At 68.2% G+C, this 13,540-nt stretch carries 15 protein-coding genes; 11 read left to right on the plus strand and 4 right to left on the minus strand.

The features are described 5' to 3' along the window. The first annotated feature begins 291 nt into the window (after positions 1–291). The 7 genes from ACN27D_RS28035 (at position 292) to ACN27D_RS28065 (ending at position 6,367) form a co-directional block, all read left to right on the plus strand. Positions 292–867, plus strand: coding sequence for a hypothetical protein (locus ACN27D_RS28035; RefSeq protein ID WP_421500397.1), 576 nt, complete (start codon positions 292–294; stop codon positions 865–867). Beyond that, positions 860–1,702: a TRM11 family SAM-dependent methyltransferase gene (locus tag ACN27D_RS28040; RefSeq protein ID WP_421500398.1), complete on the plus strand. Its 843-nt coding sequence runs from the start codon at positions 860–862 to the stop codon at positions 1,700–1,702. The genes ACN27D_RS28035 and ACN27D_RS28040 overlap by 8 nt, the downstream gene beginning before the upstream one ends. 435 nt (positions 1,703–2,137) lie before the next feature. Then, the gene (locus ACN27D_RS28045) at positions 2,138–3,172 is read left to right on the plus strand and encodes a DUF4192 domain-containing protein (protein WP_421500399.1); all 1,035 of its coding nucleotides are present in this window, start codon (positions 2,138–2,140) and stop codon (positions 3,170–3,172) included. A gap of 5 nt (positions 3,173–3,177) precedes the next feature. Then, positions 3,178–3,630 carry a hypothetical protein gene (locus ACN27D_RS28050; RefSeq protein WP_421500400.1) on the plus strand — a complete coding sequence of 151 codons (453 nt, stop codon included), beginning with the start codon at positions 3,178–3,180 and terminating at the stop codon, positions 3,628–3,630. Between the two features lie 231 nt (positions 3,631–3,861). Further along, positions 3,862–4,140, plus strand: a complete 279-nt coding sequence (locus tag ACN27D_RS28055; RefSeq protein ID WP_421500401.1) for a hypothetical protein — start codon at positions 3,862–3,864, stop codon at positions 4,138–4,140. Between the two features lie 242 nt (positions 4,141–4,382). After that, on the plus strand, positions 4,383–5,066 hold the full coding sequence (locus ACN27D_RS28060; protein ID WP_421500402.1) for a GGDEF domain-containing protein: 684 nt from the start codon (positions 4,383–4,385) through the stop codon (positions 5,064–5,066). Further along, positions 5,063–6,367, plus strand: coding sequence for a hypothetical protein (locus tag ACN27D_RS28065; protein WP_421500403.1), 1,305 nt, complete (start codon positions 5,063–5,065; stop codon positions 6,365–6,367). Before ACN27D_RS28060 ends, ACN27D_RS28065 begins: the two co-directional genes overlap by 4 nt. Positions 6,368–7,084: 717 nt before the next feature. On the opposite strand, the gene ACN27D_RS28070 is transcribed toward ACN27D_RS28065, so the two are convergent. From ACN27D_RS28070 to ACN27D_RS28080, 3 genes are read right to left on the minus strand one after another with little or no spacing between them, the layout of a single operon-like run. Further along, the gene (locus ACN27D_RS28070) at positions 7,085–7,528 is read right to left on the minus strand and encodes a hypothetical protein (RefSeq protein ID WP_421500404.1); all 444 of its coding nucleotides are present in this window, start codon (positions 7,526–7,528) and stop codon (positions 7,085–7,087) included. After that, positions 7,500–8,645 carry a cyclic GMP-AMP synthase DncV-like nucleotidyltransferase gene (locus ACN27D_RS28075; protein ID WP_421501204.1) on the minus strand — a complete coding sequence of 382 codons (1,146 nt, stop codon included), beginning with the start codon at positions 8,643–8,645 and terminating at the stop codon, positions 7,500–7,502. The genes ACN27D_RS28070 and ACN27D_RS28075 overlap by 29 nt, the downstream gene beginning before the upstream one ends. A gap of 12 nt (positions 8,646–8,657) precedes the next feature. After that, the gene (locus tag ACN27D_RS28080; protein ID WP_421500405.1) at positions 8,658–9,608 is read right to left on the minus strand and encodes a CBASS cGAMP-activated phospholipase; all 951 of its coding nucleotides are present in this window, start codon (positions 9,606–9,608) and stop codon (positions 8,658–8,660) included. A gap of 164 nt (positions 9,609–9,772) precedes the next feature. On the opposite strand from ACN27D_RS28080, the gene ACN27D_RS28085 reads away from it, so the two are divergent. Together ACN27D_RS28085 and ACN27D_RS28090 are read left to right on the plus strand one after the other, a co-directional pair. Next, complete coding sequence (locus tag ACN27D_RS28085; protein ID WP_421500406.1) at positions 9,773–10,087, plus strand: hypothetical protein; 315 nt, start codon at positions 9,773–9,775, stop codon at positions 10,085–10,087. Next, a complete protein-coding gene (locus ACN27D_RS28090) occupies positions 10,084–11,178 on the plus strand; it encodes a HigA family addiction module antitoxin (protein ID WP_421500407.1) in 1,095 nt (364 codons plus the stop codon). The genes ACN27D_RS28085 and ACN27D_RS28090 overlap by 4 nt, the downstream gene beginning before the upstream one ends. 332 nt (positions 11,179–11,510) lie before the next feature. Here ACN27D_RS28090 and ACN27D_RS28095 read toward each other — a convergent pair whose 3' ends face one another. Next, positions 11,511–11,792 carry a hypothetical protein gene (locus ACN27D_RS28095; RefSeq protein WP_421500408.1) on the minus strand — a complete coding sequence of 94 codons (282 nt, stop codon included), beginning with the start codon at positions 11,790–11,792 and terminating at the stop codon, positions 11,511–11,513. A 616-nt stretch (positions 11,793–12,408) separates the two neighbouring features. Between ACN27D_RS28095 and ACN27D_RS28100 the strand changes: the two genes are divergently transcribed. Further along, entirely contained in the window at positions 12,409–13,239 is an 831-nt protein-coding gene (locus tag ACN27D_RS28100) for a helix-turn-helix domain-containing protein (protein ID WP_421500409.1), read from the plus strand. Between the two features lie 13 nt (positions 13,240–13,252). After that, entirely contained in the window at positions 13,253–13,447 is a 195-nt protein-coding gene (locus ACN27D_RS28105) for a DUF397 domain-containing protein (protein WP_421500410.1), read from the plus strand. Positions 13,448–13,540 lie beyond the last annotated feature (93 nt).

A 13,540-nucleotide genomic window follows, 5' to 3' on the forward strand; every position in this document is an offset into this window, starting at 1 on the left:
CGTTGGTGCCATGGTGAGGTCCCCTCGACCGGAGGACGTCGCCTGGTGCGACGTTCCCGAGGCCCTCGATTGGGTCAGCTCGGCCTGACACCAGGGTCGGTTGTCAGGGTCGGACGGTTCGTGTCTGGCCCTGACGGGTTCACAGCGGTCAGGGCGGGTCGTGCCTGCTGGCCTGGCGCCGCTTGCCGTCGGGGTGATGGGTCCTGTCAGACCGGGGGTGGGTTCGATCGGCCTGTCAGCGTGGTCCTGGGGATTGTCAGTACGTCCGCCGGTCCGGGGGCCACCGTGCCTATGACCGACAAGAAGCCGCGTCGCGCACCCGATCCTGTGGGGGATGTGGTGCCTGGCGACCCGCCCGTGCCGATCACCGTGTGGCCGGTTCCTGCGCCGCAGGTGGGGGAGACCATGTCCAACGCGATGGGGGTGCGGCTGGTCCACAATCTCAGCCACCGATCCGATCTGATCATCGATTTGGCGGTGGGGCCGCAGTTGGCCCGCGCGATCATCGGCACGCAGCGCCGTGCTCATCTGAATCTGGCGGGTCCCGGGGAGCGGGGCCTGGAACCGGCGACGCTGATTGTCTCCGGCTGGCCGCCCGCCGAGGCTGCTGCACCGGAGGAGTTCTTCACCCGCTGCCGGACGAGTCTGCTGCCTGGTGGCTGCGTCGCGGTGCTGCTGCCGCACGACGACGTTGCCCTGCCTGTCGATGTGGTCGTCGCCGCCAAGCGTGCCGGGCTGATGTATCTGCAGCACGTCGTGGCGGCTGACCGTCCGCCGTGGCGAGGCGTGCGCACGCATCTCGACATCCATACCGACGTGCTGATCCTGACCCGAGGCACCACGCAGCGCGGCGACGGCCATGGGTGACTCGCTGCCGGTCACCTCGGTGTGGCTGACCTGTCAGATACCCGCCCGTGACCAGCGGCGCGGCCGGTACGTTCCAATGACATCGAGCCATCCGGCCAAGATGCTGCCCCACGCGGCCGCTCATGCCATCACCACCTACAGCCAGCCGGGGGACCTGGTGTTCGACCCGATGTGCGGGGTCGGGACCACCCTGGTCGAGGCCATGCACCTCGGCCGTCATGGACTCGGCATCGACATCGAACCCCGCTACACCGCCATCGCCGAGGCCAACATCGCTCTCGCCGCCGAGCAGAACGCCCCCGGAACCGCGCGGATGTTCACCGGCGACGCCACCGGCCTGCTCGACCTGGTACCCGCCACAATCGTCGGCCAGGTCGCACTCGTGCTCACCTCGCCGCCCTACGGACGCGGCACTCATGGACTGGTCCAGACGACGAGCGCCGGCGTGCGCAAGCGACACCACCACTACGGGGACCGGCAGAGCGGCAACCTCGCCTACGGTGGTTGGTCGCGTCTACTCGACGGGTTCGCCGCGATCCTTGCCGCCAGCTACCGGCTTCTGCGCCCCGGCGGGATCGTCGTGATCACCTGCCGGCCGGTGCGCCGCCAGCGCGACGACCTGATAGATCTACCTGGCGAGCTGCTCACCGTCGCCCGGTCGGTCGGGCTGATTCCGGTGCAGAGGTGTGCCGCGATGCTCGCCGCTGTCCGCGACGGGCATATCGTCCACCGGGCCAACATGTTCGTGCTGCTGGCTGTGCGCCGCGCCCGCGACGACGGCATTCCCATGCACTTGATCGCGCACGAGGACGTCCTCGTGCTACGGCGACCATAGACGCCTGCGTTGGCGCCGCCGCCGAGCTGCCGGCATCGCGGTGGTGGGGCTGCCAGGGCCTGACAGATGGCCAGGTCTGACACGTCGGGCCCTGTCTGCGGGAGCCCGAATAGCCTGAGGGCTCCTTCATTTCTCTTCCTTTCGCGCTCGTCTGACGCGTCCGCGACGGCATCGCGCCCACCGCTTCCGGTCGGCCGCCACCGCCAGTGTCAGCCTCAGAACGCCGCAATCCATCAAGCCCGCTCGCGACTTTGGCGATCGGGCGCCCCATCCGTCAGTCAGGCGGCCACCAGTCGGGTGGCCGTCTGCTGCCGTATGTCACCAGCCGGACGCCGCCGCCGGTACCACCAGCCGGCATCAGGTCGACGAATCCCACCGGCCCGCATGCCGTCGGCAATCCCATCCCTCGACCCGAGTCACATCGTGGAGGTCATCGTGTCGTTACCCGAGAACAAAGTGACAGTCCGCTCGCCGGCCGATCTGGCCGCCGCCGTGCCGTATCTCATCGGTTTTCATCCCAGCGACGGCAGCGCCGTCGTCATCGCCTGCAACGACCGACGGATCGTCTTCGCCGCTCGCGGGGACCTGCCGACCGGCTCAGAGTACGCACACGAGCTGAACGCCTTCGCCGATCAGCTCATCCCCGTCGTGCAGCGGCAACAGCCACTCACCCACGTGGTGATCATCGGCTACGGCACGCCGGACCCCATCGACCCGGCGCTGCGCGCCCTCAGCGACGCCTTCGCCGCCGCCGGACTGCCCGTCGTCGACTTGCTGCGGATCGCTGGGGATCGCCTGTTCAGCCTTATCTGCGACAACCCTGCCTGCTGCCCGCCCCAGGGAACCCCGTTCGACCCCATCGCATCAACGGTCGCGGTCCGGGCGACCATCGCGGGCGTCGTGGTTCGACCCGACCGGGCGTCGGTCGCCGGCCAAATCACGCCGGTGAGCGGCGCCGCGCGCGACGCCATCCAACGGGCCAGCCGCGAGGCGCGCATCCGACTGGAGGCATTGCAGGTCGTCGGCGGCACCGCGATGTATGAGGCCGGTGAGCGGGCCGTCCGCGACGCGCTACGTCGACACGACGCGGGAGCGCGACTCACCGATGACGAGGTGGCGTGGCTGACCACATTGCTGGTCGACCGGGATATCCGGGACGTCGCCGTCGGCCTCACCGAGCCACACAGCCGGCACGTCGACTTCTGGGCCGACATCACCCGCCGCGCCGACGAGCCGCTCGTACCGGCGCCGGCCACCCTGCTCGCCGTCACCGCCTGGCGCTGCGGCGACGGTGTCCTCGCCGCCATGGCCGCCGAACACGCCCTCCACATCGACGGCACCTACCAGTTCGCCGAGACGGTCCTTCAAGCCCTACAGGCCGGGGTGCCCCCGACCGTCGTCGAGGAAGTCCTCGCCGACGCCGACTCCGAACCGACCGCCCTGCCCGACGACCCGGTGGAACAGGAGTAACGATCATGGATCCCGTTCGCGCCATCCTGCTGGCCCTCGCCCGTAGAGCACAAGAAGCCCGGCTGTCCTGGTATGCCGAGCGCGCCGCCCTGCGCGCCCGCGGCGAAACACCCACCCACGGCAACTCGTGGCCTTACAGCGTCCAAGCCGACCTCTGCCTGATCACCGCCATCACCGCAGCCGACCTGCCCGCGAACTTCCGTCTCTACGACACCTCGCTGTCCCGAGACCCCCTCGCCGCAGCCGCGCAACTCCGCGAGGTCGCCTCCGCCTACGACCACAGCGGCCCAATCGAGGCCGAACACGAAGCAGCCCGACTGGCGTACAAGCAGGCCTTCGCCGAACCGCTCACCCCACAGGAACAGCACTACGTCGACCTGCTCGCCGATCTTCCCGCCGCACGCCGAGACAAGATCATCGAGGCGGCGGAGGAACGTCTCCGACACCGCCCGGCTTGAGCCCCAGCTCGCCGCGACGCCTGCTACCAGGGAGGTCAGTCCCCCGTCGCGCCCGCCGCAGTACGCGCGTGACAGGCCCGAGCAGCGCCAGCCTTTCCCGCCGGGGTCAAGCAGGGGAGTGCGGCGCCGGAGCGCCAGTGCCGCTGGCGGCCTCCGGGCGGCCTTCGGCAGCCAGCAGGTCGTGGGAGGCAACGACTCGGCAACGTCGCGAGATCTCCACGAAAGGAACCCATGAGCCTCTACACCCTCATGCCCAAGCCGGGCTTCGACCGGTACACGATCCAGGTCGGCTGGAACCCACACCGCACCTACGTCGCCACCCTCATCGACTTCACCTGGGACCCGGTGACCGAACCCGATCGCCAACCCGACGTCATCCACCTCGGCCGGGTCGAGACCATCCTCGACCCGGCCGAAGTCCTCGCGGCCCTTGACCCCTACGCCGAGATCCCCGCCGACCTTCCGGCCAGACTCCGCGCCGACCAGGCCAAACACCCGGTACGCCGCTGACACCACCTCACGACCAGTCAGGAGGTGAAGAACGACTGTCATACCTGAAGCGCAGTCCGACGTGCCTCCGCCCGGCGTCGCCAGTCTGACCCTGGCCCGAACGCTCCCGTCACCAGTGCCACTAGCCCTTGCGGCAAGAACCGAAACCGGCCCGCCACTGGCGGGCCGTCGTCGTATCAGGACCCGGGACGCGCCGCCTGGAAACGACCGCGTCCCGGGTTCTCCAACAAGGGAGGACCCCAGTGTCCCGACCACTGCTCATGATCGCCACCGCGATGGTGGCCTACACCCTGGGCCGGCTCACCGCCTGGCCGACCATCCACCGCCTACGCCACCAACTCGCCGACACCCACCGCTCGATGCTCCACGACCCGCTCACCGGCATGCTCAACCGCGCCGGCCTTCACGCCGTCCACACCGCCCTCGCCGACGAGACCCCCGCCCAGCCGATCACCGTCGCCCTGATCGACCTCGACGACTTCAAGCACGTCAACGACACCCACGGCCACGACCATGGCGACGAACTCCTCATCGCCATCGGCGACCGCATCACCGACCTCGCCGCCATCCACGGCGGCGCCGCCGCACGGCTCGCCGGCGACGAATACGCCGTCCTCCTACCCACCCACGCTGGCGACCCGGACCGCATCGCCGACGCGCTCGCGACGATCATCGCCGAGCCCGTCGCCCTCGGCGCCAACAAGCACTCCGTCACCGCCAGCATCGGCCTGGCCCTCGTCGAAGCCACCGACCCGCTCACCGACATCGCGCTCCACCGGGCCGACGTCGCCATGTACCACGCCAAGCGCAACGGACGGAACCGTCACGCCACCTACCAGCCAGGCATGACCATGCCACCCGCCCCGCACCGCCGCGGACCACGCCTGCGCGACCGCCGTCGCCCGATCGACGGGACCCCAGCATGACCGCCCCGCCCGAGGAGATGGCCTGCCGCACCTGCCTGGTCCCGCTCAACACCATGGGCACACCACCCACCCACGTCCACCCGGTCCACCTCGCCACCGACGGACACGCCCCCGCGCCCGTCCCGGTCAGCCAACTCGCCACCGTCCGCCGGACCTGCGACTTCTGCGGCGACCCCTACCCAATCTGGACGCTGCACGGCGCAAACGTCACCGCCGTCGCCATCGGCTCCACCGCCACCCTCGTGCAGAACTTCGGCGAGACGTGGGCAGCATGCGCCACCTGCCAAACCCACATCGACGACGGCCGCCCAGATTTGGTCGTCGACCGAGCCGTCCAAGCCCTCGGCGTCGGTACCAACCCGGAGGTACGTGGGCGTATCGAGGAACTGCACCTGGCGTTCCTCGACGACCGCCTCCCTGGCCGCACGCTCCTCACCACGACCCCCTGGCCAGCGGCATCCATCGCAGCCAAGGACCTGCCCAAGGTGCGCGACCGGCTCACCCACTTCTACCGAGGCAACGACGACCTGCCTACTGCGCTCGGGCTCACCGGAGCACGCAGCCAGGTCGCTGACGGGCTCGACCAGTCGCGCCTGTTCTGGGTCGACGACGACTTCACCGACCTCGCGGAACACGCCGCTACCCAGCTCACCGCCCTCACCATCGGCCACAACCTCGGCCCGCCGGCCAACGTACTCATCACCTGGTCGCGGCCCATCACCCAAGACCAGATCACCGCCGCCTCCTGGACCTTGGCCAACGACGGCTGGCAGGTGGTCCTCTACCGCGCCATCGGGGCAGGCCTCGACGGCAAACCCCTGCAACGGCTCCGGGAGCAAGTCGGCTGGCTCGTACCCATGACGGCCGCCCACCTCGCCGAGCAGTATCTGATCGATGCCGACCACTCCGCGGCGACCCTGATAGCTACCTGGCTGCTGATCACCCAGAAGGCCGCGGAGGTCGACATCGCGAAAATCGACAAGCCCATCGCCAAGGCCTACGCCCGCTCCAAGCGGGACCTACCAGAGGTGCGCATCGTGCGGATCCGCGGCCGCCGCAGCCCGAGCGACGCAGCCGACGCGGGGCCAGGGGAGCAAGGGCGCCGTCAGAGTAGCCGGTTCTGGGTCTCCGGCCACTGGCGCAACCAAGCCCACGGACCAGGCCGATCACTTCGCCGCCCGGTCTACATCAACCCATTCCTGAAGGGGCCAGCCGAGTCGCCGGTGGAGACCAGCACCACCGTTCGCATGCTCAGCACCCACAAACCACAGGGTGAGAAGCCGACCCCACGACCAGCGTGACCTGATGTCAGGTGAGTGGCAGGGGCCTCGTCCCCTGTCACCACCAACAGCTCACCTCTGCGTACAGCAGCCTCCACGGCGAGACCATCGACCGACACTCACCAGGCACTTGCCATCGGAAGTCAAGGGGAGGATGCACCTCTATGGCTAGGGATGGTGACGCTTCGTCGTCCGGATCCCGGCCGAGTAGACGACTACGTTCACACCGAAGAGGTCACTGGTTCGATCCCAGTATCGCCCACCGTGAGTATGTGCAGGTAGGAAGCCCGTCACCGGTTCAGCCGGTAACGGGCTTCCGCGCTGTTGCCCCTTAAATTGGGAGCAGATTGGGAGCAGTGGCAACCGGCTCGCGATCTCGACCTCGGGGAACGCGGCACTCCTCTACGGCGCAGCAACGCGCTCGTCGATGTCGTCAACGACCTTCACGGCGACGCACCCGGTCAACCACCGGGTACCGATGTCGAGCGGTCCGCCCACCGTCTCTCTCAACGGCCCGCCCTGCTCAGGGCCGGCAGCTGAGCACCTTCGACGGCTGCTGGCCGGGCCTCGGCGGGGGGATCACCGTCCACTCGCTCAACGTCTGGCAACGCGCCGAGGAGCATGCCGTGATCGCCCAGCTCCGGGACCAGGCCGCGGCCGGACTCCTCACGCTGCGCGTCGCCGAAATGCTCTGGGCGAGGGCTAGAGGCGGTAAGAAGCCGGCTGCCGGCTGGTGGATCAAGCGTCGCGCGTGGGCAGGTAGGTGACGGTGTCGCCGACCGTGTGGGTGTGGCCACCTCCCGCCCAGTGTCCGGTGGTGAGCCACAGCTCGTAGTGAATGAGCCATTCGGCGGTCCAGGGCAGGATGGTGGCGGCCAGCAGCATGTGGTGGTTCCACTCGCCGGGGAAGTAGAGGCACAGTTCGTCGCCGGGGTAGACGTGAGGGAGCGCGTCCGCGCCGGGATGGAGCTCAAGTGGCGGATCGATAACGGTCACCCGAGGGCGGCGGCCGTGCCGGTAGATCAGGCGGACGGTGTAGGTCTGGCTGGCCGGGGTGGGCTGTAGCCGGGTGGTGCAGTCCAGCTCGCCGCGGCGGACGGTGCCCTCGACGTTGGGCAGCACGGCGGTGATCGCGACAAGCTGGCGGGTGAGGTTAACCGCGCGGGTCGGTGTGCTGGCCATGGAAGGTGTGCTGCCGGACCCGCGGCCCCGCCGTGGTCGTGGTGAGTAGGCCGCCGACGCCCATGCGGAGGGCGCCGGTCGTTGTCTGCTGCCGGAGGCGTTCGCCGTAGCGCTGCACCGAGCGCTGCACGGCGTCCGGGGTGAAGCTCTCCGACATCCGTGTGGCGAGCACGTGCAGCCCCTTGCGCTGCAGCTGGACGAGGTCGTCGAGGACGATGCTGAGGTCTGTGTGCCAGCGGATGAAGGCTTCGCGTCGCTCGGGGTACTCGTTCCACTTGTCGGCGAAGTTCTCCTCCTCGTGCGCGGGGTTGGGCACCCACCACCGGCCGTGACGGTTCTCGACGAAGTTGCCCATGCCATGGAGGACGTTGCGGGTGCCGGTGAACAGGTCGTGCTCTCCGGCGTAGGCACGGGCGGCCAGGGTGGTGATCAGGATCGAAGGGGGCCGGTTGTCCGGGTCGTCAGCGAAGTACAGCATGGCGTGCCATTTGAGGACCTGCACGAGCCGCTGCAGGGTGCTGCGGACGGCCCAGTCCGGCACGTCGGCGACGTTCGCGTGCCGCTTCGCCTCGACCAGGTGGCGGTCCAGCTGCGAGCGCAGCTGGAACCAGGTGGCGTAGCCGATCGGGTTGCTGTGCTGCCACGCGCGCAGCTGCTTGTCGGTGAGCAGGATGCCGGTCGGCGGGACCGCCGGGTCGGGGATGGTGGGCAGCACGTCGAGGTGGAAGCCGTCGTCGGGGTAGCTCAGCGTCCAGCAGCGGCGGGTGGCCTTACAGCTCGCGGGGCCGTCGCCGTGGCCCTGCCGCTGCTTCCAGTGCAGGAAGGCGTGCAGCATGCGCCCGACGCGCTCCTTCAGCTCGGCCTGCGTGGTGGACTCCTTGGCGATCGGCAGCCAGCACACGAGGTCGATGTCGTACTCCCCGGTCGGAGTGTTGGGGCGTACGACGGTGCCGAGCCGGAAGGATCCCTGGGGGTAGATGCGCCAGTCCGGCGTGCCGTGCTCGGCGAGCCAGCTGCCGACCTCCTCGTACTTGTCGACGGCGAGCTGGTGCAGGTGCGGGGAGATGTCGAGGGTCTCGACGGCACCGTCGAGCAGCATCGAGAGCATCTCTTCCATGGTGTCCACGGGTCAGTCCTTCCGGGCCGGGTAGTGGGGGACGTACGCCGGCGCGGTGTGGTCGGCGAAGCAGCGGGTGAAGGTCGGTGACGCGGCGCGGCTCTCGTGGCCGGCCAGGCCGATCAGGGCGTCGGCGTCGACCTTGTCCAGGGCGAGCGCGCCGGTGGGCACGGTGGGATTGAGCCGCAGCACCCGCTCCTTGCCCAGGAAGTGCCGGATCTGCTTATCGGCGCTCTCGCTCTGGGCTCGCATGAGGACCTCGACTGCGTCGCGGGCCCACGGCAGCAGACCGCCGCGGTCGAGGCGGCGGCTGCGGTGGCGCATGTCGGTCGTGGTGCCGAGGCTGAAGATCCGGATCTGCTCGAGCGGCACGCCGAGCGGGCCGACCGCCTCGGTCAGAGCGACCATGGCCGGATTGTTTGCCCAGACGCCGCCGTCGATGAGCCGCGCGCCGCCGAGCGCCATGCCGGGCAGGTAGGTCGGTGCGGCGGCGGTGGCCATCGCCACGTCGACCGCTCGTTCGCGCCAGTCCCGCTTGAGCGTCTCCAGGTGCGGGGTCCGGAACAGGTAGACGTCGTCGGCGCCGATGTTGTACGAGGTGATCAGAAGGCGCTTCGTGCTCTCGCCGAACGTGCGCTCCCCCAGCACCTCGGTCAGCGCCGCCCGCAGCGGTCCCGCCGCGTACTTGGCCCGCAGCATGTGCCGCATGCCGCGCAGCCGGCTGCGGTCGCGGAAGATCTGGGGACCGTGGTCGGTGTAGAACTGCAGGATCTGGCGGGGCGTGAGGCCGAGTCCGAGGCCCAGCGCGATGATCCCGCCGGTCGACGTACCGGCGATCAGGTCGAAGTGGTCCGTGACTTGCATGTCGAGGTCCTCCTCGAGACGCGCGAGGACCGCTGCGGAGAACATCCCCCGCAGCCCGCCGCCGTCCAGTGACAGGATCTGGAACCGCTCGCCGGTCACCGGACCGCACCCACTCTCGCCACGTCCGCGTCCTCCGCCTCTCCAACAGCCTCTTGTCGACCTTGGTCACCATACGCCATCGTCCGGGAATTTCATGCACCAGTCAGGTGTACGGAACAGTTCCCTGGATCGAACCCGTGCATGAAACGCTATAGTCCGGGGTGATGGACATCTGGTTCGGCGACGACGAGACCGCCGACTTGTGCAGCCGGGCCGCGAGGCTGACCGCACGCTGGGGATCGACGGGCGGTATGGCGGTCGGCCGCAAGCTCATCCAGATCGAGGCCGCTCCGACCGTGGAGGCGCTGCAGTCGCTGCCGGGCGACCTGCGCCGCGATCCGACCGACGGTTCCTGGATGATCAGCGTGGGCGGGGTGGCGATCATCAAGTTCGAGATCAACAACGGCACGGCCGACGGGACACACGTGGTCCGCGTGCTCGCCGTGACCGACCAACCAGCGGGAAGGACGCGCCGATGACAGGCACCAGCAGCACCCGGCGGTTCCGCCCCGACTACGCCATTCCGCCGGGCGAAACCCTGGTGGAGGTCCTCACCGAACGCGGCATGAGCCAGGCCGAGCTGGCCCGGCGGACCGGGTTGTCCACCAAACACATCAACCAGGTCGTCCTCGGCGCCGCCACGCTCAGCGCCGAGACGGCCCTGCGGTTCGAGTTCGTGACCGGCGTACCCGCACATGTATGGACGGCCTTGGAGTCGGCGTACCAGGTTGCCCAGACCCGACAAGACGAGTCCAACCGCCTGGAGAAGCAGGTTGACTGGCTGCACCAACTGCCAGTCGCTGAACTTATCCGCCGAGGATTCATCCGCAAAGACGCTCCACCAGTCGAACGCCTGCGCGATGCGCTCGCGTTCTTCAAGGTCGCATCACCGGACGCGTGGGGCCAGGTATGGGCAGCACCGACCGCGTACCGGCAATCCCGCGCGTTCGAGATCGACTATGGCGCCTTAGCCGCGTGGCTTCGGATCGGCGAGATCCGCGCCGAACAATCCGACCTGCCGCCGTTCGACCGCACCAAGTTCAAAGACGCGCTGCCCCGCATCCGAGCCCTGACCACACTCGAGGACCCGGAAGACTGGCTCCTGCAACTTGAAGCGCTCTGCGTCGGGGCCGGGGTCGCCCTCGTCATCGAACGCGAAATCGTTGGCGCACGCATCAACGGCGCCGTTCGCTGGCTCCCCAGCGAACGGCCGCTCATCCAGCTCAGCGTCCGGCACCGCTGGGCCGACATCTTCTGGTTCACCTTTTTTCACGAGGCGGCACACGTTCTGCTGCACGACCGCAGACGATTCACGATCGTCGACGGCGTGGAGCGCGCGGACGCCGACAACGTCATGGAGCAGGAGGCCGATGATTTTGCCGGGCGCATTCTGTTACCGCGGACATTCGACGCCCGACTGGCAACCGTCCGGTCGCAGGCCCAGGCAATAGCCCTCGCCGAAGAAGCCGGCGTCCACCCGGGCATCGTCGTCGGTCGACTCCAGCACGACAAAACCATCCCCTACAGCTATTTCAACCGGCTTCGCACCCGTCTCGCCTTCACCCCCTGACTTTCGTGTCCACCTGCCTCGCATCCGAGGGAGCTCGCAGCTGTCACAAAGTCGCCTCGACGTGCCCTTTCGGACAGGAATCCGGCGGTCAGCGACGCGATCACGCTCAGCCCGAACCAGCCCTTCACCTCTCATGCGATTTGGTGAGCGCCTCATCCGCCTCATCACGCTCGACCACGAGCGGATGAACAACACCAAGGTTGGCATCCTGTCCTGGCGGGCGGTGGCCCTTAAACAGCATGCAGCGTCGGTAGCCCGCCATCGCCGTGGGCCGCCCAAGCCGACTTCGCCCTCCACGAGCAGAATGCGGACTAAGGTGTTCCCTTCAAACCTCAAGCCCTGGTCGTTTCCTCACCCGCTGTCGCCCTGGGCCGACATCGCTGCTTGACCGACGCTCGAATTTCACCGGATTGCAGTCCGGCCTGCTGCACGAAGATGGTCCGTCGAGCGGTGGCATCGCCCTTGTTGTTGAGTTGATAGCCCTCGAGCCAGAGCCACCCGTCGTACGTCCGCCAGCCGAGCACCCGGATCACTCGGAAGAAGATCGGGTTAGTGAACTGCACGCTGGCCGATCGGGTCACGTAGAGAAGGTCACCGGAGCGGGGTGCGGTCACCGCACCCATCCGAGGAACCGGCGATGGAGGAGCCCGGCTGGAGCCCAACCCATGTCCTGGCTGGCGGCCACCAGGCACGACCCCATGTAGAGAGCTAGGGATATGGGCGCTTCTTCGTACTCGGCTTGCAGCTCCTGCCTCCGGGTGCGACACGGCCAAGGGGCACCACACCCACCACAACTCCAAATAGGCAGAACAGGCGCGTGAGATGTCATCACGCCTCCCCTGGCCAATGCCGGCGGCTGATGGGAATGCGGTGTCTCGATCGGCACGGCAGCTCACCGCCGCAGCGACAAATCCTCCGGGCTCTCCTCAATGACCACACCGGCCGATGTCGACGCGCCAGGGTCAGGGCGACTGCGATCACGTACTGGTCGTAGGAGACCTGTCTGCCCACCGTGACCCCTCTCGCATATGGGGCATGGCAGCCGGGCCACGCTCGGTCATCCGGCCACCACGCCCGGCAAACACGTTGCCACGCATGACGGTAATCCGCAATATGCGGATCACCGTCATGCGATCCGCGTGTCTGCGAACGGGAGTCAGGTGTCCCGCGTGGCAGTATGGCCACGTGCCTCAACGCCAAAGCCCTACCGTCAGGCGCCGACGACTGGCGTTGACCCTGCGGCAGCTCCGTGACCGGGCTGGCATCACCTCGGCCGAAGCGGCCAGGCGGGTGGACCACGATGCGAGCTGGCTCAGTCGTATCGAGACGGCAGAGGTACGGCCCCATCCCAACGACGTGCGGGCGCTACTGGCTCTGTACGGGGTGGAAGGTGACCAAGCGGAAGCCGTTATCGCGGTAGCCCGGCAGGCGAAGCAGCGCGGCTGGTGGCAGCGGTATAGCGACGTCTTGCCGGACTGGTTCGCCGCGTACGTCGGGATGGAGTCCGAGGCGTCGGTCATCCGCACCTATGAATGCCAGATGGTGCCTGGCCTGCTGCAGACCGAGGAGTATGCGCGGGCCGCGTTCGAAGGTGCGCCGGTCCCGATGCGCGAGGACGAGGTAGAGCGCCAAGTCGCGCTGCGGATGGAGAGGCAGGCCATCCTGTCGGGTGACGATCCGCCGCTGCTGCGCGTGGTCATCGACGAGGGAGCAGCTCGGCGGATGGTCGGCGGACCCGAGGTGCTGCACAGACAGCTCAATCGCTTGATCGAGGACTCGACCAAGAGCAACGTCCAGATCCAACTTCTTCCGTACTCCGCCGGAGTTGGCTTCGACGGGAGCTTCGTGATCCTCGACTTCCCGCCGATGCCCGAGCCCTACCCTGACGCCGCCGAGGAGCGGATGGTCTACGTCGACACGCTGACCGGCGCGCTGTATCTGGACCGGCCATCTGAAATCACCGCATACGCCGCAGCCCACGAGCAGCTCCAAGCCCTCGCACTGGCACCCAAGCCGACGCGAGATACGCTGCACGCGATTGCTGGGGAGTTGATGACGTAGGAGGGCGAGAGCCATGGACCTGTCTCGCGCTGTCTGGCGCAAGAGCACCAGGTCCGGCTCAAGCGGCAACTGCGTCGAGGTCGCCGCGCCGGCCCAGGTTGTCATGGTTAGAGACAGCAAGCAACGGCAGGGACCGGTGCTGTCCTTCTCCCCCGGCGAGTGGGTCGCCTTCATTCAGGGCATCAAGGCCGGCAACTTTGAAGCGTAGGAGCGGATTGCTCCCGCGCCACAGCCCGATCTTCAGCTTCACACCGTCGCGATCGTGCTCGCCTGCGGCGGCCTGCCGGGCGGCCTCCAGATC

The organism is Micromonospora sp. WMMD1274 (assembly GCF_049179035.1).
Lineage (GTDB): Bacteria > Actinomycetota > Actinomycetes > Mycobacteriales > Micromonosporaceae > Micromonospora > Micromonospora tulbaghiae.

Excerpts from the sequence above, each read along its gene's own strand:
- ACN27D_RS28070 (WP_421500404.1), bottom strand. The coding sequence starts at position 7,528 with ATGGCCAGCACACCGACCCGCGCGGTTAACCTCACCCGCCAGCTTGTC.
- ACN27D_RS28050 (WP_421500400.1), top strand. The coding sequence starts at position 3,178 with ATGGATCCCGTTCGCGCCATCCTGCTGGCCCTCGCCCGTAGAGCACAA.
- ACN27D_RS28075 (WP_421501204.1), bottom strand. The coding sequence starts at position 8,645 with ATGGAAGAGATGCTCTCGATGCTGCTCGACGGTGCCGTCGAGACCCTC.
- ACN27D_RS28040 (WP_421500398.1), top strand. The coding sequence starts at position 860 with ATGGGTGACTCGCTGCCGGTCACCTCGGTGTGGCTGACCTGTCAGATA.
- ACN27D_RS28090 (WP_421500407.1), top strand. The coding sequence starts at position 10,084 with ATGACAGGCACCAGCAGCACCCGGCGGTTCCGCCCCGACTACGCCATT.
- ACN27D_RS28065 (WP_421500403.1), top strand. The coding sequence starts at position 5,063 with ATGACCGCCCCGCCCGAGGAGATGGCCTGCCGCACCTGCCTGGTCCCG.
- ACN27D_RS28085 (WP_421500406.1), top strand. The coding sequence starts at position 9,773 with ATGGACATCTGGTTCGGCGACGACGAGACCGCCGACTTGTGCAGCCGG.
- ACN27D_RS28035 (WP_421500397.1), top strand. The coding sequence starts at position 292 with ATGACCGACAAGAAGCCGCGTCGCGCACCCGATCCTGTGGGGGATGTG.
- ACN27D_RS28105 (WP_421500410.1), top strand. The coding sequence starts at position 13,253 with ATGGACCTGTCTCGCGCTGTCTGGCGCAAGAGCACCAGGTCCGGCTCA.
- ACN27D_RS28055 (WP_421500401.1), top strand. The coding sequence starts at position 3,862 with ATGAGCCTCTACACCCTCATGCCCAAGCCGGGCTTCGACCGGTACACG.